Annotated in this window: 15 protein-coding genes; 12 read left to right on the forward strand and 3 right to left on the reverse strand. The window is 48.5% G+C overall.

Annotated features, from left to right (window positions below; all coding sequences use genetic code 11):
• Nucleotides 1–101 precede the first annotated feature (101 nt).
• Entirely contained in the window at nt 102–866 is a 765-nt protein-coding gene (locus JGK11_RS08265) for a sulfotransferase domain-containing protein (RefSeq protein ID WP_293198996.1), read from the reverse strand.
• Between the two features lie 209 nt (nt 867–1,075).
• On the opposite strand from JGK11_RS08265, the gene JGK11_RS08270 reads away from it, so the two are divergent.
• From JGK11_RS08270 to JGK11_RS08310, 9 genes are all read left to right on the forward strand, one after another.
• The gene (locus JGK11_RS08270; RefSeq protein WP_293193558.1) at nt 1,076–1,252 is read left to right on the forward strand and encodes a hypothetical protein; all 177 of its coding nucleotides are present in this window, start codon (nt 1,076–1,078) and stop codon (nt 1,250–1,252) included.
• Between the two features lie 237 nt (nt 1,253–1,489).
• A complete protein-coding gene (locus JGK11_RS08275) occupies nt 1,490–1,888 on the forward strand; it encodes a hypothetical protein (RefSeq protein ID WP_293193554.1) in 399 nt (132 codons plus the stop codon).
• Between the two features lie 18 nt (nt 1,889–1,906).
• A complete protein-coding gene (locus JGK11_RS08280; protein ID WP_293211226.1) occupies nt 1,907–2,338 on the forward strand; it encodes a hypothetical protein in 432 nt (143 codons plus the stop codon).
• Between the two features lie 615 nt (nt 2,339–2,953).
• A complete protein-coding gene (gene hpsA, locus JGK11_RS08285) occupies nt 2,954–8,128 on the forward strand; it encodes a hormogonium polysaccharide biosynthesis protein HpsA (RefSeq protein ID WP_293211228.1) in 5,175 nt (1,724 codons plus the stop codon).
• A 40-nt stretch (nt 8,129–8,168) separates the two neighbouring features.
• On the forward strand, nt 8,169–8,804 hold the full coding sequence (hpsB, locus tag JGK11_RS08290; RefSeq protein ID WP_293181420.1) for a hormogonium polysaccharide secretion pseudopilin HpsB: 636 nt from the start codon (nt 8,169–8,171) through the stop codon (nt 8,802–8,804).
• Between the two features lie 64 nt (nt 8,805–8,868).
• Entirely contained in the window at nt 8,869–9,957 is a 1,089-nt protein-coding gene (gene hpsC / locus JGK11_RS08295) for a hormogonium polysaccharide secretion pseudopilin HpsC (RefSeq protein WP_293211231.1), read from the forward strand.
• A 59-nt stretch (nt 9,958–10,016) separates the two neighbouring features.
• The gene (locus JGK11_RS08300) at nt 10,017–10,655 is read left to right on the forward strand and encodes a prepilin-type N-terminal cleavage/methylation domain-containing protein (RefSeq protein WP_293208643.1); all 639 of its coding nucleotides are present in this window, start codon (nt 10,017–10,019) and stop codon (nt 10,653–10,655) included.
• A gap of 103 nt (nt 10,656–10,758) precedes the next feature.
• On the forward strand, nt 10,759–11,397 hold the full coding sequence (locus JGK11_RS08305) for a Uma2 family endonuclease (protein WP_293211234.1): 639 nt from the start codon (nt 10,759–10,761) through the stop codon (nt 11,395–11,397).
• 222 nt (nt 11,398–11,619) lie between these two features.
• Entirely contained in the window at nt 11,620–12,252 is a 633-nt protein-coding gene (locus tag JGK11_RS08310) for a type II secretion system protein (RefSeq protein ID WP_293200962.1), read from the forward strand.
• 507 nt (nt 12,253–12,759) lie between these two features.
• On the opposite strand, the gene JGK11_RS08315 is transcribed toward JGK11_RS08310, so the two are convergent.
• Complete coding sequence (locus tag JGK11_RS08315) at nt 12,760–14,667, reverse strand: penicillin-binding protein 2 (protein ID WP_293211236.1); 1,908 nt, start codon at nt 14,665–14,667, stop codon at nt 12,760–12,762.
• 429 nt (nt 14,668–15,096) lie between these two features.
• Entirely contained in the window at nt 15,097–15,681 is a 585-nt protein-coding gene (locus tag JGK11_RS08320) for a hypothetical protein (protein WP_293181402.1), read from the reverse strand.
• A 710-nt stretch (nt 15,682–16,391) separates the two neighbouring features.
• Between JGK11_RS08320 and JGK11_RS08325 the strand changes: the two genes are divergently transcribed.
• The 3 genes from JGK11_RS08325 (at nt 16,392) to glgB (ending at nt 20,126) form a co-directional block, all read left to right on the forward strand.
• Nucleotides 16,392–16,655 carry a serine protease gene (locus tag JGK11_RS08325; protein ID WP_293181399.1) on the forward strand — a complete coding sequence of 88 codons (264 nt, stop codon included), beginning with the start codon at nt 16,392–16,394 and terminating at the stop codon, nt 16,653–16,655.
• 119 nt (nt 16,656–16,774) lie between these two features.
• Nucleotides 16,775–17,446, forward strand: coding sequence for a glutathione S-transferase family protein (locus tag JGK11_RS08330; protein WP_293181396.1), 672 nt, complete (start codon nt 16,775–16,777; stop codon nt 17,444–17,446).
• Between the two features lie 385 nt (nt 17,447–17,831).
• A complete protein-coding gene (glgB, locus tag JGK11_RS08335) occupies nt 17,832–20,126 on the forward strand; it encodes a 1,4-alpha-glucan branching enzyme (protein ID WP_293181393.1) in 2,295 nt (764 codons plus the stop codon).
• The last annotated feature ends 589 nt before the right edge of the window (nt 20,127–20,715 follow it).

Here is a 20,715-nt window from a genome sequence, read left to right on the forward strand (position 1 = left end):
ACAATTGAGCTAATCTCTGATTGGGCGATCGATCGTATTCCCTCAATTACTCGTATTTTGATACATCTCTCAAAGAGCGCTGAAGCGCAACTACGTACCTTTTAGTCCCAACCGAAGTCTCGATCGCACAATTGAGTTAATCTCTGATTGGGCGATCGATAATATGCCCTTAATTGCTCGTATACTGTCTCGCTGACCGGCGGATATTGGTTGGAATTGTACTTTTCGTAGGTTTCTAATTCGTGCGGCGGCGAGCCTAGAAATTCTAACACGCTGTTGTATGTGCCGCAAGGATTAACATACAAATCTTCGCTTTTGAGGATTAAAAGTTGTGATTTGGGAAATAGCTGCATCCAGGCTGGAAGTTGGTCGGCGTAAATGCCGCGGCCCAGATATGTGTAGTGGCGGTGGTTGTAACTTTCGTAGGTTGGACTCGCTAGGATTTTTTCGATTTCGCCTTTGAGTCTTTCGGGTTCGTGGGCGATCGCACTTTCGAGAGATAGCGATTCGTAGCCAATTTTTATGTAGTAATGATAGTGGGAAATTGCGCGTTCTACTGGGTTTCTCAGCAGGGCGATGATTTTAACTTTCGGACATAAATCGTGAATGCGCTGGGCGACTCGGGGATGAAAAATATAGTAGGGGCTGGCTTCTCCGGTTAGCAGGTGTTCCCCACTTTGTGCTTGGGGAAATTGGGAATAATACCAGTCGGGGGTTTTGTCGAAGTTGAGGTCGAAATAATGGATTTCTTTTTGGGCGGCGGGGGCGATTTGGGGATGTTGGATCAGGTAGTTGTACAGGGATGTTGTGCCGCCTTTTTGGACGCCGATGATGATGAAATCGGGGGGTTTGGAGGGTTGTTTCATGGATTGGTGATGATATCTGTGGATCAATATAACGGTTTTTAGTAGGGAAACGGCACTGCCGTGTCCTGTATTTGAATCGTCTAACTCCGCGCGGTTGTGGTTTTTTAGCCGATCGTGCTATTATTGCGTTTAACGAGATTGCGCGCAATACGTAGTAACTCTTTCTCGATCGCCAGATGCGAGAATGCAGATATGCGCGTTTGAGAGATATGGCTAAAAAAATTCCACCTGACATGGCTGAACTGAGCGTTTACGTAGACAAAAAGCTAAAGTTGCAATTCAAACTAGCTTGTACGGCTCAAGAAAAACCGATGAGTGAAGTCGTTGGTTTGCTGATGAAGCAGTGGCTAGAGATACAAGCAACCTCGCCAGAGTCTGAACCCTAGCGCATCAAGACGGCCACCAAAACTGAGGAGACAAATGTTGAGAGACCCAAATAACCCTGAGAAATCTTGGGAGGATTTAGAAGCCGAACTAGCGGAAAACCCGGACAGACCTTTTTATGCCCGGAGTGACGCAGAAGCTTTTAAACGCTGCGAAAAACAAAATCGCGAAGCAACGAGACACTCGGACGTAACCGGGAGAGCCTATTACACTTGTGATGAGAAAAGAGGGAAAAACTCATGACCGAATATAGATTAACACCCGCAAAGTACCGCCACGTTCAGGTAGTGGTTTGTCTCAACCGCGTTCGATTAGACGGCTACGCTAACCCTGATGAGGCTTTGGCAAAGCTGAGCGAACTTGGTTACAGTCCACAATTGCGCTATCAATGGAATCCAGAACGAGATGAATTTGATTTGTATGCCCTGATTCATGATTTGCCGCTAGATGAGTCGCTGATGACTGACGAAAAGTGTCAGGAGTTCTTTAAACATTTTAGGCACAGTCAGATATATTCGATCGGCTGCGGACACGCTGACCCCGATTGGTTATTTGCTTGGGGCTTTAATGACCCGCGCCGTCACGCTACGCCGGAGGAAATCGAGCCTCTGCAAGCAAATGCTACCGCCGCTGCTTGATATTTGAGGAGACAAATAATGATGACTAACTTGAATTACCGACTGCTACCTCCAAAAGATGAGTATGTCCAAGTGTCTATCTATCTGAATCGGGTGCACTTGGATGGATATACGCCCGTGAAGCGAAGCTATCCCGTAGGGAATCGCGCGATCGCACAATTGATCGAAATGGGTTATGCTCCTAGTTTGCAATACCAGTGGAATCCAAAACGCAACGAGTTTGATTTGTTTGCTGTGATTCACGATCGCCCGATCGCAGATTCGCTGATGGATAAACAGGCTTGCGATGCTCTCTGGGCTGCATTTAACGAATCTTCGCTTTACGTGATTGGTTGCGAGGCGGCCCAAAATCCTAATTGGCTGGCTGCGGGCAGTTTTAATGACGCGCGCCGTCACGCTGCGCCGGAGGAAATCGAGCCTCTGCAAGCAAATGCTACCGCTGCTGCTTGATATTTGTTGGCGGACGATCGCACTTTTATGTACAGTACAGCGTTAGTGCGATCGCCCGATGGGGTGGGAAGAGGCAACGGGAGTGCCGTTTCCCTACGGGTGACTGATCGCACAACAACCAAAATTTGATCGCACTTTTATAGCCGTTTTTGGGTAGGGCAAGGGCATTACCAGAAATAATTCGTTGAAAGCCTCTCCGTTTGGCGTAGAAATTAAAAGAAGACGATTCATTACTCCAATCCTCGGACTTCCAGGTAGAGGTTGCTGTCAACTGTCAACTGTCAACTGTCAACTGTCAACTGAATGAACGTGTCCTCTATTTGCTGTCTCCTCTATTTGACTAGGCCGCTGGGCACTGACATCTCGATCGAACTAGACTAGAGTGGAGTTCCCGAACCCAAATCCTTGCGGGGCAAATCTTTCGGGGAAAATATATCGGCAGCAAACCTCATTGCGGGTTTGTCGATTTTATTCTTCAGTGGAATTACACATTTTGTGAATTTTTGCAAGGGCTGATATGGATGTTGTGGAAATTGGGAACTATAAGAATGGGATCGTACTGTCCAGCAGTAACTACCTGCAATACCATCTCTGAAATTATTCAGGAAGGCGTCAATGTTTAAGAGCAAATTATCCAAAGTTATCGTATCTCTGCTGCGGCGGATTGCTGGTGTTACCAGATCCGGGGCGAAGCGGCTGATGAGAGCAATGCTGCAAGCCCTCATGGCTATGGGCCGCAGGGCAAAGTTGCCGGTGGCGGGGTTTGTGCTGCCGACGGTGACGATGGTGTTGCTGGTAGTAATCTTGTTGACTGTGGCGATCGTCCTGCGATCGTTCGATCGGGCGAATATGGCTCGCAACGTGCGCGTCAACCAGCAGGTGCTGGCGGCCGCAACCCCCGCGCTCGATCGGGCGAAAGCGAAAATTCAATTCATGCTGTACGAAGACCCCCAAAGACCGACAGCTACTCCCTCCGATGCAGAAATGTACCTGAGGATGGCGAGCGCGAATATAGGAGCTGCTCCTGATAATTATAGCTTTGGGGACGAAGAGCGTTTAATAATTAAGTTTCCAGTCAACAATGGTGCGACTCTGATTAATGCCACCGATGCAAAAAAACCACCGCTTGAAACGGTCAACGGTACAACACAAGAAAGTGAAGCCATAAATACAGCTTGGAGATATCCCGTCGATACTAACAACGACGGCACATTTGACACTTTTACCCTATATGGAATATTTTTTAGAAATCCTCCACGCCTATCTACTGGCGCAAATGTTGGTAATTTCGCAAGGGGGAGAAAGCCACTTGATGCCAGAACGCCACCGATGTCGGTGAAAGGTCTCAGTCCTAACTGCTTGCAGGGTGGAGGTACTGTCGCTAGTTTGGTAGGAGACTCGGGCTGGTATAAAATAGATGGCAAACTTAAAAAAAGTTTCTTTGTTTACACGGTAAACGTACCAATAACACAGCAAGATATCGCAGCGGGCGGGTTGCCACCCAATTCTCAAGCTTTTACAGGAACTACCAGCATATCGGCTCTTGAATACCAGCAAGACCAAAGTCGGATTCCCCTAGGCAACAACGCAGTTGTATATGAAGACGACTTGGATATATCACCCGGGCCTGCGTTGAATCTAAACGGGCGGATCTTCACAAATAGTAATTTGTTGGTAACAGGGTTAAATAACCCAAATACCGTACAACTATATCAAGTCAGCAGCGAAGATTCTTGTTTTTACGAACAAGAAAATAGCAAAGTTGTTGTTGCAGGCAACGTAATCAATGGCTGGTCGGGCGATAACGGACGAAGGAATGCCGTGGGCGTGCATCTGTTCCGAAAATTCCCAGCAGGCAATAGACAAGCTCCCATGCTGGCTGCCGCTACAACAATTCAAAATACTGGTCCGGCTGCTGAATCCGTTGGCAATGACAGTATGCAGGCACTGTACAACAACCAAGCCTATGCTGCTCGCCTCGGTTTGCTAGTAGCAGCACAGATGGGACCACCCTTACCCGCGACTGGCTTGCCTGACCCCGATGTCCAGCCTACCGACCCATTTTCAGTGCAGCGGAAACCGACCACCCAAACCCGAGAACAAGCGCTGCAAGAATATTTTAAAAAGATGCTCCGCAAAGTCCCATTTGCAGAAGTAGGACCTATAGGAGTAGGAGCTACGCAGAGCGCAACGGGCAACTTCGGTCTACCTTGGAGTCCAACACCACCAAACACGTTGCCCATTACAGGAACCAATGATACTCTGCGACCTGTAAACAACGCATGGATGATACCGGATGCTACAACCGGTCTCACACCCCTAGCAGATCAGCTAGCAACAACAATACCAAAACCAGATGGCTCACCGCCTCCTGAAGAATTATTGCTGGGCGATCGTGTGGTCGCAGGCAATAACCTACCAGCCATCAGATGGGACAACACTCAAAACCAATTTATCAGTACGCCAGAAACAATCTTAGGTAGCAGGTGGAATCCAACGGCTCCAGCAGGCGATATCCGCACCAGATCGCCTCAGGTGACAAAGCTGGCTGACGTAGGAGCCACAGACCGCAGCGGTTTCTGGGAAGGAGCAGCAGCCGAAATACCTCAAAATCCCTTGGATGGCATTGGCGGTCTTCGGGTAATTACCAGTGCAGGGGTTTACGAGCGCACCAATTCTTTTCTGCCACCCCCTACTTGGATCAATCCTTTAACTGGTGCGTTATTGGGAAATGGCGCAGCAGATGCTTACGATGACCCAACTACTCCCGCTCCTGAGACGTATCCGGTTGTTTGGCCCGATACAATGCCGATGTCGCCGCTCGGACTGGGGTCTCAAGTTTATAACAATAGTGCTGGTGGCGCTTATAATGCTGCCAATTGGGTTCCCCTGGTAGCAACAGCCCCAGCCGCTGGAACGGCTATCCCGCCAGGAGGGCTACCGCCCACAGGACTGCCTGCTACTGTTACTCCCACCATCGACCCGACTACTCCTCAGTATGCCAAGGGCGATTTGCGGATGCGGGCGACAGCCGTTTATCACTACGCGCAAAACGGTGGTTACGATCCAACTGTAAAACCAATAAATCTCAATGCCGTTCGGCCATTTGCCTGTGTCAGCAGCTATTACGACCCCAGCACCGCTTCCACAGCAAGAAATATAACTACACTAGGGCAGGATTTCAGTGGCGATCTGACGTTAGGGACTCCCGGAAATCAAGTTGGCTCTAATAATGGATTAGTCTACGGGCCACCGACAACAGATCGCACGCAAGATCCACAAATACTTCCGGGAGCAGACGGCTTGTTAGGCGGTGCTAGCACCACTGATTTACTACAAAAACAAGCCAATTACGTTTTTCCTGACGGTCGGTTTGCCAACGAGCCTTTGAGAAATGCACTGATGAAAGCACCGGCCGATCGCAAGTTGGCTGACAAATCGGCGATCGACTCTACGATGTGCGCCTTAGAGATTTTACAAAATCCCCTCGGATTGAATCCTATTATTCCTCACGGAGCTATCAAAGAAGTAGCCTTTTTGAATGCTAGAGAAATCAAGGCGATCGATCGTGATGACTGGACTACCCCCAACGTTAACGAAGCCTTTACCATCAGCAGTCCTCTAACTGGAGCAACACAACGGGCAAATCTAACGGGGAACTACAACCAGCCCTTAGAAGAACGGCAACCTTTAGAAATTCGCGCCACTCAAATAGACCTCAACCAATTGCGGAGCCTCCCAATTGCCGGAGATTCTTTACTGCCATACAGCGGGATTATATATGCCAGCCGAGATGACGCTCTGCCCGATCGTAGTGCCCGCATAGCCAGTACAGCAGGCATAGATGAAGGAAGGAGTGCCACAGTTAGCCCGACGGACTCCCTACTCGACCCAACTCGCAAGCCTAACGGAATTCTGCTTGTTAACGGCGATCAGCTAGCTAGAATTCCAGGTCTCCCTCCCACTGTGAACAACGTGGTTAGAGAAAAAGGACTGACTTTAGTATCTAATTTGCCTGTCTATATTCAAGGAGATTTCAACAGGCACACTCAAGAAGAGTTTGGCACTCCTACTGTTCCTCCTACTCCTTTTAATTGGGGTACATTTTACAATCGCGCAGCCGCCAACCTCAATCCAAACTTTGCTTGTCGCCCAAACGACCCCAGACTAAATGGTAGGTGTACAGTCGGCGACACTTGGCGTCCCGCCAACGTACTGGCAGATTCAGTGAACTTACTCTCTGGAAGTTATCGTTTTGGCTTCCGCAACGAAGGAGATTTCGACCTGAGAAACAACGCAGGTGCTGCTGCTGTATTGCCTCGCAAACAACAAGGATTTTACAGTAACAACTTTGTGACGAACGGACTCTCCAGCGGCGCATTCTCAAATACTGGCGGCATACCAGCAACGCCCACAGACCTTGTTGACTTCAGCTATTTTGCACAGGCTACAAACGCTCTTAGCAGCTCTTACTTCAATAACTTTGCCACCCCTGTTCAGAGGCGCGGGAATTTCCCAGAGTATGTAATGGAAGTTTGTAGAAAACTGCCGGTGGCTGCCTGTGGGGATGCCGACTGGTATGTCGATCCGCAAGCTCAGACCCGTGCAACTGTTGGTCAAGCTGTAACTCAAGCCGCTTATCCTGCGGGAACAACAGCTATTCCTCCACAGCCACAATTGCAGCGCTTCCCCCGCAGGGTTGCTTTTCAAAGAAACCCTGCTGCGCCTTTTGCTCTGACAAACACGGCTGCTCCAGTGCCATTTGGGGTGGATGGCACCAACCAGGTTGTTGCTGTTGATGTTACAGGTGCTACTCCTAATGCGGCCAGGACAACATTTACTAATTCTCTGTGGTTTGCGACGGCAACGCCTGGCAGTAACAACGTAACCTACGGTTCAGGGAATTTCCCGTATGTCTTCAACCCCAGCCGGATAGACGGCACAGGTGCACCGCTACCAGTTCTAGCAGCAACAGGATCGTCACTCTGGCTCAACGGTGCGCCACCCGTACCCAATAATGGCTCGCAGCCACTGCTGATGCCAGTCTTGCAAATCCAAACTATGGTAGATGCAACGCCAGCAGGAGCTCGACAAATTGCTCCCAAGCCATCAGGGACAACTCTCGTGGGAGCTACAGGATGGCTCCCACCGGCTCAGGCTGCTGGGACAACTTTTAATCTGATTGCAGGCTCCAACGACACTCCTTCACGAACGCTGGGCCCTGTCGCCGGTGACTTTAACGGTGGTCTGCAGAACTTGCCTCGCTTCTTGGAAAACTGGGGATTCGGCGCAGTTGCCACAAACATCCAGGGTGCTTTTATCCAGTTCGACCGCAGTAAGTACAGCACCGCGCCCTATAGTCCGATTATCGATCCGCTAGCTCCGCAATTTATAAATCCAAATACTCAGTTGCGAAGTCTTTTCGATCAGCCACCACCCGCAGCCCCGGCCCCGGTGCCACCGGCCCCGGCTCCAGTGTTTGCCGCTTATAATGGCGGTGCTCCAGATGCTTTTTACAGAACTTCTAACGCTAGCATTGGCACTGGAGGTCGCGTTCCATTCTTTAACCCTCCGGCTCGGAACTGGGGTTTTGACGTTGGTCTGCTATCTCAGCCACCTGACTTATTTACCCAAAAGTTCACTACTCCTCCCTCAAGGCCGAGTCCAGATGAGTATTTCCGCGAAGTCTCTCGAAACGACGAGTGGGTAACAACTTTGATGTGTTCTACGCTGGCAAACGGCGGGAGCAACGTTCTCACTTCCTTGCGCCCGTCAAACTGCCCCACTTAACGCTCTAACTTTCCGCCGCGCAATTACTGGAGTCCTATTTATGACTAAGCGACAACAACAGCAAAATTTATCCCAGTCACGAGATGGCGGCTACACGATAATCGAGTCATTAGTAGCGATGATTGTAGTGTCGGTGTTGATGATTGCGATCGCCCCTGTCATGGCTTATTCAGTAGCGACTCGCGTACAAGCGCGACGGATGGAACTGGCCACGCAAGCGGCCAAAGCCTACATCAACGCTCTCAGAACCGGGGCGATCCGACCAGCCGGTTCAATCCCAGCCAGCCCGCCAGGGTTTCCTACTTCAGATCCTGCCGTTCCTCCTGCCACTCCTGCCGCTCCTACCGACCTTAACGTTTTGTACTGCGTAAACTTAGATGACAAGCCTGGTTGTGCTGGCAGCCAAGAGTTTCTTGTTCAGGGTGTTCGTCGTCCAAATACAGGAACTACTCTCCCCACAGATACAGGCTATGCTTTGACTGTTCGTGTTTACCGAGCCGATGCCACTGTCGGCACGATGACAAAGGAACAGCAATCCGTTGCTAATTCTGCTCTTGGCAATCCTCAAGCGCCTTTGGTAGTAATGAAAACAGAAATTCCTCCTACTACACGAGGAGGTGCATCTGCATATCGATCACTTTGTTCGCGCCTCCCAGGGGCAAATAGCTGTCAGTAATAATGAAAGTTCATCCTTCAATATTAAAAATGTTCCCTGTCATTTGGCAAAGGAAGAAGTCAAAATGAAAAGTTTACTCAGGTTGCTTCTCAAAACTCAGTACCAAGAAAACCGCTACGATCCACCTGAAACAGAAAAGGGTATGACCCTAATCGAGCTGTTGATCGGAATGGTGATCGCATTTTTAATCATCACGCCGATGCTAGCGTTTGTAGTCGATATGCTCAATACTGACAGAAGGGAGCAAGTCAAGTCAAACACCGAGCAGGACATTCAGGCTGCCGTTGATTTCATCGCCCAAGATTTGAGTCAAGCTATTTATATTTATGATAATAATCCCACTCTTGTGAGCACTCCCACCACTACCGCTACAGGCATCGCTGCCCTGACAAATTTCATTCCCCCTCAAACCCCAAATGAAACCCCTATTCTTGTATTCTGGAAGCGACAGCAGCTCAAGAATTCTCTTCCTGTTAATACTGCATTGACTGCTCAACCAAAGAATTGTAATCCAGAAGCAAAACCAAATCAAGCAGGTGAGTGCAATGATATTTATGTTCTAGCATTAGTTGCATATTACGAGATTAGAGAAACAAATCCTAACTCTATTTGGTGTCAGCCATCAGGATCCCCATGTCCTACCCGTATTGTTCGGTATCAAATTCAGGACGGAGTGCGAGATAATAACTCGATAAATCCAAATCCATTACAGCGCTACTTTACGGATTTAAATCCCGGACAAGATCGGAGTCCAGCCTTTAACCCAGGTTTTGATTTGACAAAGCCCACTCAAAATGTGACATTAAACCAGGCTTGGGGTTCCCCAGAGGTATTAGTTAATTACGTCCACCACAGTATAGCAAATCTTCCAGTACCTGACCCAGCAGAATGCCAGACAGCTCTTGGCAATCCCAGCATCACAACAGGGATTACGCCAACACCAATTCTAGAAACAACGCTCAGAATACCCGCTCCGGGTAACGTAAATAGCTTCTATGCTTGCGTCGATACTGCTAGAAATTTAGCCAGAGTTACTATCAGAGGAAATAGCCTCCGCCGCCTTCAGACCGATGCTAATTATGATGCCAAAAGATCGGCATTTTTCCCAACAGCAAGCGTTCAAGTACAAGGCTTGGGAGCGCGAGGGAAATAACTTGTGTTTGAGACTGATTTACTAAGTGCGCTTGTGTTGGATAAAAACAGGAAATTACAATGAAAACCCCAATATTATTAAAAATTTTGCAGAACTCTGCAAGAAAAAACAACCCCAATTACAAAAAGATTGCATCCATAAAGGGCGATGCAGGGTTCACCATTTTAGAATTGCTGGTCGTAGTGATTATGTTAGGTATATTGGCTTCGATCGCAGCTCCGGGCTGGCTGGGCTTCATCAACCGACAAAGAGTCCGCACTGTGAACGATCGAGTTTTCCAAACCTTGCGAACTGCACAAAGTGAAGCCAAACGAACTAAGAGCGATCGAGAAATTACATTCAATACAGATGACCCACCAACAGTCACGTTTAGCCCGCCATTAGCTACCGGTGGTACTACACAGCAGTTAAATGGTGGAGGCGAAATCAAAGCCGGACAGATTCAACCTCTTTCTGTGGGTAATACCTGTGTTAATGGTGCATGCACTAAGGATACTAATCGAAAACTTATTTTTAGTTACAACGGTATAGTCGATCCAAACAATTCAAAAAATCCAAAATTACCTTTTGTGGTCACAGTTGCTGCTGTTGGGGGTACAAAGCAGTGCGTAATTGTGGAAACTCTCCTAGGAGGTATGCGAACTGCTGAGGGAGAATACAATTCTGGTACAAAGGAGGGTTGTCCATCAATCCCCTAGATATTTTGTAATCTCTAACAGGGATTCCGCGCAAGTTCTGAAGTGCTAAAATCTATTAACTTAAATTATTTTATATTTATAATCTAATTAAAACATACAAACTATGCAGCTAGAACTAAAACAAATATCAGTCCAACCAGGAAATCAATTACAGCTAAAAGACATAACCTGGCAGATGTTTGAAACCATCTTAGCAGAACTGGGAGAAAACCGCTCATCCCGACTTTCATATAGCAAAGGAACATTAGAAATCATGGTTCCGTGCATGGAACACGAAGTTAACAAAGTGCTGATTGGCGACTTATTAAAAATTTTCCTCGAAGAACTAGATATAGAATTTTGGCCGCTGGGTTCAACCACATTCAAAAATGCAAAAATAGCTCAAGGAGTAGAAGCCGACAACAGTTTCTACATCCAAAACGAAGCCGCAGTCAGAGGCAAAAACCGCATCGATTTAGAGACAGATCCACCTCCCGATTTAGCAATCGAAATTGACCTCACCTCCCGCACTCAGCTCAACAACTACGAAGCATTAGGAGTTCCCGAATTGTGGCGCTACAACGGCCGCAAGCTGGAAATTAGCGTATTGCAAGATGGAAAATATGTAAAGGCCGATCGCAGTCTCCAATTTCCCAGCTTCCCGATCGCCCATCTCATCCCCCAGTATATCGAACAAAGCAAAACAGCCGGCAGAAACGTCGCGATGAAAGCCTTTCGAGCATTAGTACGATCGCAAATTTAGCCGCCCCGCAAGCTCTCATCCACAGCGGGCGATCGCATCAATACCTGCAATTTCTCCCAAAGGGCGATCCTCATCCACACCGCCCCTACCAGATCCTAATTTTTTATGTAAATTTTATTTAAGCGACCTATACAGTAACCACGCTCAAAGTTAAAATACTCCCAACAAAAATAGAGCCTTCCAGCTATTTTTTTTAAACAAAAAATCACTGAGTGTACTTACGTGTCAACAAATAAAACCCCCAAACGCAGATCCACAGCACCTAACGCCGGTTTTACAATGCTTGAGACATTGATAATTATCGCAATACTGGGGATATTTTGTGCGATCGCCAGCCCCTCTTGGCTAATGTTCATCAACAACCAGCGTTTGAAGGTATCAGTCGATCGGGCTTATTGGGCAATGGAACTTGCCCAAAGCAACGCCAAACGCGACAAAATTGCATGGCAATCCAGCTTCAAGCAAGTAGGAGAAAACCTACAAGTAGCAGTCCACAAAGCCGAGATTACACCAGCCCAAGTACCAGCCAACCAATGGAAAAATCTAGAATATCAGATTAGGATAAATCAAAATGACACAACATTGCGGAAGGTCAATGAGAACACAAATGAAGTAAAAGAAAATGGAACAGTCTGGCGAGCCATGTTCAATTACCAAGGTTGCCCAGTGTATAACAAAACTGACGAATGCGGCCTCACAAGCATTCTAGCAAAAGGAAACCTCACACTATCTCATCCAAATCTTCCAAAAGGCGATCGATGCGTCATCATCTCCACACTTTTAGGACATACACGCACCTCCGAAAGACAAAGAAAACCCAATCCAGACAATAACAAAAATAGATTCTGTTACTGAATTCAGTTACATCGAATTCGGCGATCGATATATCACCGATCAACCCAAAATCCCGGCGGTTGAAACCGCGTCTACACAAACAAAACCCGCCTCCGCGGGTTGAAGAGTCAATCGCACATTTCTCTCAAATTCCATATTTCTTCGTCCGCGGAGGCGGACATCGTTTGTGTAGGCGCGGTTTCCAACCGCCGGGATTTCTCAAATTCCATATTTCTTCGTCCGCGGAGGCGGACATGGTTTGTGTAGACGCGGTTTCCAACCGCCGGGAATTTCAACTCAAATTCCATCATATTTCTTAGTCCGCGGAGGCGGACATCGTTTGTGTAGACGCGGTTTCCAACCGCCGGGATTTCTCAAATTCCATATTTCTTAGTCCGCGGAGGCGGACATCGTTTGTGTAGACGCGGTTTCCAACCGCCAAGATTTCTCAAATTCCATATTTCTTCGTCCGCGGAGGCGGACATCGTTTGTGTAGACGCGGTTTCCAACCGCCAAGATTTCTGCTTCCTATTTCTTACTCGGCGCAATCTTCTCAATATTAATCAGCGCCTCCATCACCGACTCCACAATCGGCGCCGCCACAACTCCCCCCGTACCACCACCCTTAGGCTCATCAATCACCGCCAGCACCACATACCGAGGAGCCTCCACAGGCATGATCCCCACAAAGCTAGTAATAATCGCCTTATCAGAATAACCCCTACCAGCACTAGCTTTTTGAGCCGTCCCCGTTTTCCCAGCAATCCGATAGCCAGGAATTTGTGCAGCTTTCCCCGTACCACCATCCACCACAGTTTCCATCATTTCCAAAACCTTCTTGGTAGTTTGTGGCGAAAAAACCTGCTTCGGAACAGCCCTCGGCAACTTCCAAAAAGGTTGACCTTCGCGATCGAAAAGTCCCCGCACAACATGAGGAGTTACCAACTTGCCACCGTTAGCCAAAGCCCCATTAAGCTGCACCAACTGCATCGGAGTCATCGAAAAACCTTGACCAAAAGCAGTAGTAGCAACTTCCACCGGAGAATTAATAAATTGCTCTCGATTTTTAAGCTGACTCGTTACTTCAAAAGGCAAATCTGTACCCGCAGTTTGTCCCAGTCCCAATTTTTCTAAAGCTTGATAGTAAAGAGAAGATTTCATCGTGTTCATTACGTGAACCATCCCCACATTACTAGAATGTTTCAAAATCTCCGTAACAGTCGAAGGGCCGCGGGCGCCTGCTTGTTTGTAATCGGAATTTTGGATAGTCCAGATATCCATATAAATCCGACCTTCGTCGTTAAACACAGTGTTAGGCTTGACCGCACCGGCTTCCAGGGCGATCGCCACATTAATCGGTTTAAAAGTCGAACCAGGCTCATAAACATCAGTTACAGCCCAATTTTTATAGCGCGACAAATCGAAATTAAAATATTGATTCGGATCGTAGGAAGGTTCAGCCACCACCGACAGCAACTCCCCGTTGCGGGCATCCATCACAATCACCGCGCCGCGCTTCGCCTCGTGTTTCAGCATTTTCTCCTTCAGAGCAATCCGGGCCGCCCGCTGCAAGCGACTGTCGATCGTCAATTGCAATTTCAAGTCATCAAGCTGCACAAAACCCGCCGTCAGTCGATCGGGAAGCCAATGTCCGTCGATCGACTTACTAAACTGAATCGACGGCATCGATCGTTCCAGCAAATTCTGCTGGCTGTATTCCACCCCCGCCTGTCCCTTCCGTTCCCCATCCACATAACCCAGAACATCCGCCGCCAACTCCTGCTGCGGGTAAAAACGCTGCTGCTGCCGCACCAACTCCAGCCCATCCACGGGACTATCTTTAATTTGCATCTGCCCCACGCGATCGGCAACCTCTTGAGCCAAAGAACTAGCAATCGTAATACCACTTTCTGCCAGATTAAACCTTCGCAGCAGTTCAGTTTCCGCCGTATTGCCAGGGGCTACTTCGATCGGCAACATCGGAGCCAATTTAGCAGCAATCTCCGCCTTCGAGTGCTTGAACAACTTCGGGTGAGCGTAGAGAGTGTACACCTGTCTGTCGATCGCCAACACATTTCCCGTGCGATCGACGATCGGGCGTCTCGGCACAAACGGCTTCGTTTTGAGAGTTTGCTGCTGAAGAGCCTGTTTGCGTAGCGCCGGAGCTCGCGTCACCTGCAAATAAAACAAATTTACAGCCAGCCCCAGCCCCCCGAGCATCAACACCACCCACACAACCCACAAGCGGAACTTGTTGCGTTTTAAACGCTCCAGGGGTGGCCGAGGCGGGCTGCTAGCCGTAGCCGCAACTCTGGGTTTGACTGGTTTGCCCCACCAAGTGCGTGAAGCGTAGCTATCCCGTAGGGAATCGCTCGACGCTTTTGGACGTTTAAAATTCGGCGATCTGTAGCGGTCAAAACGGGGATCGTAGCTCATAGCATTCCAAATTCACCAACAAGTTCTACCATTTTAGATTTTAGATTTTAGATTTTAGATTTATGAATTGAATAATTGAAGAATTGCGAATAATTTATAAATATTAAATTGGGATTTGCTGCTTACTGTAGCATTATTTTTTTGAACTTCTCTTTATTATTTTCAAATAATATTTGAAAACTTTAACCGAGGGTAGGTAGGGCCAAAATCGATCGGCACTTTCACAAAAATCAAACCCGAAGCAAGACCCTCGGACACATCCCCAAGAGGGCCATCTCCGCGTTGACATTGCCCAAAAACGGGCACCGCAGTTCCGACAGACAATGTTTGTGCATCCCCAAATTTTAGACTCAAGATTCAAGCCTCCAGATTCACGGCGCTGCGAGTCAATCTAAAATCTCAAATCTCAAATCTAAAATCGACATTGCCTCAATAGCCCAGCGGCGTTTCCCCACCCGATCGCTTCTTGAGAGCAGGTTCTTCGGAATTTGGTGCCGCCGCACCGGGCGATCGGTTTTCCGGGGCCGGGCGCAAGAAAATCGTGTCCGCAGGCTTCTGTGCAGCCAAACCGGTTTCTGGATTTTCAGCTTCTTTAGCAAGTTGGTGTTTCAAGACTTCGCTAGCAGCACTCAACTGCTGTTCGCCCCGGCGCAGAGTTTCCAGCTTTTGATACTCTTGACTCCAGCGCTGCTCGCCGTAAACAGTCAAACCGTAGAGAGTCAGAGCGCCGCCCAACAGCAGCACCAATGCGGCCCAGGAGGCGCGCTCCACCCGCAGGAGCGATCGCAGCCACATCGGATGCGACTGGCGATCGGGCATCACTTTCAGCACCGATCCTTGCGCGCGAGGTTTGGCCTGTTCGTCCGCTGGGGAGTAGTTAGGCAATTGGGGCCCAGTTTTTGCCCGTCTAGCTCGGGCAATAGAAGTAACTTTGCTTTTGGCGGCGTCTGTGGTGGGCTTGCCGGTCGATCGGGAGCGACGAGGAGAATCAGGGGATCTGATAGCAGCGGTCATAAAAAACACTCGGTAAGTGGGAAACTCAGTATCTTTAGATCTGAGAGGAAAACTCCAAGAGCGGTTTCAATCGCCTTGAATCTTTATCTGCCCCTTTCGGGGTTGGAGGGGTATGGTTGCCCCTCCGTGGAGATCTGGTTGTCTCCTAATCCCTTCCGGGTAATGTTCGCTTGTCGGTCAATGTTATAAGGGCTTGTTAGGCTGGCAATACTGTCTCAGTGACCTTAAGACTGTTTAACTACCAACGACAGAGCGGAAAACTAGCGTCGCATTCAAGGAGTGTCGTGACCCAAATAACGTAGTCAGTTAAGACTTAGGCTGGTCAGTACAGCTTGCTCGATTTCTCTTACAAGCTCAGTCCGTTTAGGGCTGGGTTACTGACAGAGTTCACCAATACGTATAGAGGGCAGCTTCAGCTTGAGTGAGGTTAGGAGTTTTTGCGGTTGCCGATCGCCAATTTCTGGAAATCTCGGTTATCCTTACCAAAGATACCTCACAAACCAACCAACCCATCCTACCACTGGTCTCTTTGACTTCTAGATTTGCCAAAAAAATGAATTTTTTGCCGGTTCGCCAGAATCAATGTGAAATTTATTAATAAATGCAGTATTGTAATCAACGAGCGAATCGTCGATCTATTCGTGCCAGCATTGTTTCTCAAGTACACTATTCCCTTCCTTGCGATGGGTTTTGAATGTTAAGGAGTGTTTATGAACAAGGGATTAATTCGTTTGACTTTGGTAATTGGCATTGCAGCAGCCCTCGGCGCTTGCGGCGGTGATGCCGGCAGTGGCGGTGGCGCTAGCCCCACTCCTGGTGGCGGTACTACTCCTCCTCCTGTTTCTGCTCCAGCAACACCAAAGGAAAGTCCAAAGGCTACTCCTGGCGCTGAAAAGTCTCCTGGGGCTGAAAAGTCTCCTGGGGCAGACAAGCCTCCAGCAGGCGGTGCTTCTCCCTCTCCTAAAAAGCCCTAACTAGGCGATCGCGGAGTAAAACCCCAACGGGCCTAGCCTCAAGGGTGAAAAATGGTTCGCTCTTCGCATTTTTCAATCTCATCAGTCTAGGCCTCAAGTTGGGTGTTATTTTTTGTCAGATGCTTTTACTACAGTTCAGTACCTCCCCTTACTGCCGCAAAGTCCGCTTAGCGCTGGGTTACAAGGGCATCCCCTTTCAAGTAGAAAATTTGACTCCGGGCCTGCACGTTTTGAAACTCAAGCCTCTCACGGGGGGTTTGAGGACAGTGCCGGTACTGCTGCCTCAACTTGAAGGTCAACCAGGGGCGATCGCAGACTCGACGCAAATTTTCCACTGGATCGAGTCTAGTTTTCCTTCAACGCCGCTGTTGCCGGCAGGCGAGAGTTTGCAAGCAGAGGCTTGGATGCTGGAAGACTGGCTCGATGAAAGCATCGGCATTGCCACTCGATTTGTTTACTACGAGTTTCGCGCCGGTGCGGGCAAGGAAATCGACCCGTCTGTGTTGAGCCAGTTAGTGATTCAGTTGGCGCGCCGCCAGTTCGGCATTAACCACGCTTCGGCAAAACTCGCCGAGTTGCGCCTGAGCGCTGCTTTAGGCCTGTTGCAGCGTCGCTGGCAAGATGGTTCCTATTTGGTAGGCGACTCCTTGAGCGTGGCAGATATTACTGCTGCCGCGCTGCTGAGTCCTTTAGCTTTGATTCCTCAATACCGGATTGAGCATCCTTGGCTGTTGGAGCGCATTGCCAACATTCACCAAGTTTGCGGCGAAACCCTGCCTCCGGGATTTTAAAAGATACCTGTCGGGCGATCGCCCCAGCCTGAAAATTCCACTAATTAATCAACATTGAGTTCTCGGCCAAACTCACCCACCTTGACCACCTTGGTTTGGCACATTAACCATAATTTGCCAAAATTTTATATCACACAGGTTAAAAAAAGTCAAGGATATTATCTAAAAAATATAAATTTTTCAATTTGTTTTAATATTTCTATACTTAGATGTTAGCCCTTAGCAGTAAAAGCACAGCTTGGTCGCCAGCAAGGCAAGAGCGCGCGCAAGGGTTGCAGTAAGCGTGGTAGCATTAGCGATCAAAAATGTATCCAAATGTAAAGTGCAGCTCCGCTCTAGGTTTTGAAAGCCGCCATTTAGTCAAAAGATTGAGGTAAGTAGTTTTATGCCCGCGACCGTCCCCTTTGAACAGATAGACCGGATTGTTTGGAATCAGCACCACGATCCATTTGAAGTGCTAGGCCCCCACGCGATCGAAGAAAATGGCAAAAAAGTCTGGGTCGTCCGAGCTTATCTGCCGAATGCCGAAGCAGTATCGGTAGTTTTGCCTGAAGCGAGGGCCGAATACCCGATGAAATCAGAGCATCACCATCACTTTTTTGAATGTACGATCGACACCCCAGAACTAGCAAACTATCAACTGCGAGTCAAAGAAGGGGAACACGAACGCTTTATCTACGACCCCTACGCCTTTCGATCGCCCAAACTCACAGAATTTGACCTTCACCTATTCTCAGAAGGCAACCACCACCGGATTTACGAAAAACTAGGAGCCCACTTCACCGAAGTAGACGGCATTACAGGAGTATATTTTGCAGTTTGGGCTCCAAATGCCCGTAACGTCTCAGTCTTAGGAGATTTCAACCTGTGGGACGGCCGCAAACATCAAATGCGGAAATCCCAAAACGGCATCTGGGAATTATTCATTCCGGGACTATCCTACGGAACTCACTACAAATACGAAGTGAAAAACCAAGACGGACATCCCTACGAAAAGTCCGACCCCTACGGTTTCCAGCAAGAGGTACGGCCCAAAACAGCCTCAATAGTCACCGACTTAGATACCTACACTTGGCACGATAGCGCTTGGATCGAACAGCGGCGGCACACAGACCAACTGACGCAGCCAGTTTCGGTTTACGAATGCCACATCGGTTCTTGGCTGCACGCAGGTACAGCCGAACCTGCGGTACTGCCAAACGGAGAAATACAACCAGCAGTGCCGGTTTCGGAACTGAATCCGGGCGCGCGCTTTTTGACTTACCGCGAATTGGCCGATCGGCTAATTCCCTACGTCAAAGACTTAGGATTCACCCACATCGAAATGTTGCCCATTGCCGAACATCCCTTCGACGGTTCCTGGGGCTATCAAGTAACAGGCTATTTCGCCCCAACATCCCGCTACGGCACACCAGAAGATTTCATGTATTTTGTTGACCAGTGCCACGCCGCAGGGATAGGCGTACTGGTAGATTGGGTGCCGGGACATTTCCCCAAAGACGGTCACGGTTTAGCCTTCTTTGACGGAACTCACTTGTACGAACACGCCGATCCCCGCAAGGGCGAGCACAAAGAGTGGGGAACCCTAGTATTTAACTACGGCCGCAACGAAGTGCGGAATTTCCTAGTATCAAATGCTCTGTTCTGGTTTGACAAGTATCACATCGACGGCATTCGCGTAGACGCAGTAGCCTCGATGTTGTACTTAGATTACTGCCGCGAACCCGGAGAATGGCTGACCAACCAGTACGGTGGACGCGAAAATATCGAGGCGGCAGATTTTCTGCGCCAGACAAATCACGTCATTTTTAGCTATTTCCCAGGCGCATTGTCGATCGCCGAAGAATCTACCTCTTGGCCGATGGTATCTTGGCCGACTTATGTAGGCGGTTTGGGCTTCAACCTGAAATGGAACATGGGTTGGATGCACGATATGCTCGACTACTACCACATGGATCCGTGGTTCCGGCAGTTCCACCAGAACAACATAACTTTTAGTATGTGGTACAACCACAGCGAGAATTTTATGTTGGCTTTGTCCCACGATGAAGTTGTCCACGGCAAGGCCCACATCATCGGGAAAATGCCAGGGGACGAATGGCAAAAGTTTGCAAACGTGCGGTGTTTGTTTACCTTTATGTTTGCCCATCCCGGAAAGAAAACCATGTTTATGGGGATGGAGTTCGGCCAGTGGCAAGAGTGGAACGTTTGGGGCGATTTGGAGTGGCAGTTGCTGCAATTTGAGCCACACCAAAAGTTGAAGCTATTTTTCAAGGATTTGAACAATTTGTACCGCAGCGAAACGGCACTTTACAGTCAAGATTTTGCTGAGGATGGGTTTGAGTGGATTGATTGCAGCGACAACAGACACAGCGTGGTGGCCTTTGTGCGCCGCGAGAAGGATGGCGATCAGTTTGTGATTACTGTGTGCAATTTTACGCCACAGCCACACTCTCACTATCGCGTCGGAGTGCCGGAACCGGGTTTCTATACGGAGTTGTTTAACAGCGACGCGCGGGAGTACGGCGGCAGCAATATGGGGAATTTGGGAGGTAAGTGGACTGATGAGTGGTGGTTCCACAACAGCGCTTATTCGATCGACTTGTGTTTGCCGCCTTTGGGTGTGTTGATCTTAAAGATCGATCGGGAAAAAACAGGAGCAAAATCTCAAGAGTTTTAAGTTGTGAGAGTTTTGAGTTAACAATCAAAACTTGATTAAGCATCAAACTTTGAGGTTATTCAGAAACCCGGTTCTTCAAGAAACCGGGTTTTTTCTGTAACTCCATATAGCAAAGTTTCTTGTTTGAAGGAGAGAAAAATCGGCTCGCGATTTCAAATCGGGTAACTGCGGAATTATTCAACCACAGAAGAAGCAGAGAAAGAGGAGAGAAATTTATCATTCCCATGCTACCGGATTCGAGATCCCAGAAAAACTCGGTGTTGCAGCGACGGCATCTGGCGGCGGACTTGTTTTAGTCGATCGCGAGTTATCGGCCGTTCATCTTCGGCAAAAAAAAACCTTAATGAATTTCGCTAGTTTTTTCGTGTACGAACGTACACAATTACGCGACCGAATAAAAACTATTCAGCTCAAATCCGGTAACTGCGGAATTATTCAACCACAGAAGAATCAGAGAAAGACGAGAGAAAATTATCATTCCGATGCTAACGGATTTGAGCTGAAATAGCGGTTTTATACTTTTTCTCTGGTTCAAATTCACCACGCCTGACAGGGCTGGGTTTTCTAGCACCCTAGCAACTCAATCAGT

Origin of the sequence: Microcoleus sp. PH2017_34_RAT_O_A, assembly GCF_020737885.1 — a bacterium.
GTDB lineage: Bacteria > Cyanobacteriota > Cyanobacteriia > Cyanobacteriales > Microcoleaceae > Microcoleus.

What these genes read in the sequence shown, in the direction of transcription:
- JGK11_RS08265 (WP_293198996.1), bottom strand. Translation starts at nt 866, where the DNA reads ATGAAACAACCCTCCAAACCCCCCGATTTCATCATCATCGGCGTCCAA.
- JGK11_RS08270 (WP_293193558.1), top strand. Translation starts at nt 1,076, where the DNA reads ATGGCTAAAAAAATTCCACCTGACATGGCTGAACTGAGCGTTTACGTA.
- JGK11_RS08275 (WP_293193554.1), top strand. Translation starts at nt 1,490, where the DNA reads ATGACCGAATATAGATTAACACCCGCAAAGTACCGCCACGTTCAGGTA.
- JGK11_RS08280 (WP_293211226.1), top strand. Translation starts at nt 1,907, where the DNA reads ATGATGACTAACTTGAATTACCGACTGCTACCTCCAAAAGATGAGTAT.
- hpsA (WP_293211228.1), top strand. Translation starts at nt 2,954, where the DNA reads ATGTTTAAGAGCAAATTATCCAAAGTTATCGTATCTCTGCTGCGGCGG.
- hpsB (WP_293181420.1), top strand. Translation starts at nt 8,169, where the DNA reads ATGACTAAGCGACAACAACAGCAAAATTTATCCCAGTCACGAGATGGC.
- hpsC (WP_293211231.1), top strand. Translation starts at nt 8,869, where the DNA reads ATGAAAAGTTTACTCAGGTTGCTTCTCAAAACTCAGTACCAAGAAAAC.
- JGK11_RS08300 (WP_293208643.1), top strand. Translation starts at nt 10,017, where the DNA reads ATGAAAACCCCAATATTATTAAAAATTTTGCAGAACTCTGCAAGAAAA.
- JGK11_RS08305 (WP_293211234.1), top strand. Translation starts at nt 10,759, where the DNA reads ATGCAGCTAGAACTAAAACAAATATCAGTCCAACCAGGAAATCAATTA.
- JGK11_RS08315 (WP_293211236.1), bottom strand. Translation starts at nt 14,667, where the DNA reads ATGAGCTACGATCCCCGTTTTGACCGCTACAGATCGCCGAATTTTAAA.
- JGK11_RS08320 (WP_293181402.1), bottom strand. Translation starts at nt 15,681, where the DNA reads ATGACCGCTGCTATCAGATCCCCTGATTCTCCTCGTCGCTCCCGATCG.
- JGK11_RS08325 (WP_293181399.1), top strand. Translation starts at nt 16,392, where the DNA reads ATGAACAAGGGATTAATTCGTTTGACTTTGGTAATTGGCATTGCAGCA.
- JGK11_RS08330 (WP_293181396.1), top strand. Translation starts at nt 16,775, where the DNA reads ATGCTTTTACTACAGTTCAGTACCTCCCCTTACTGCCGCAAAGTCCGC.
- glgB (WP_293181393.1), top strand. Translation starts at nt 17,832, where the DNA reads ATGCCCGCGACCGTCCCCTTTGAACAGATAGACCGGATTGTTTGGAAT.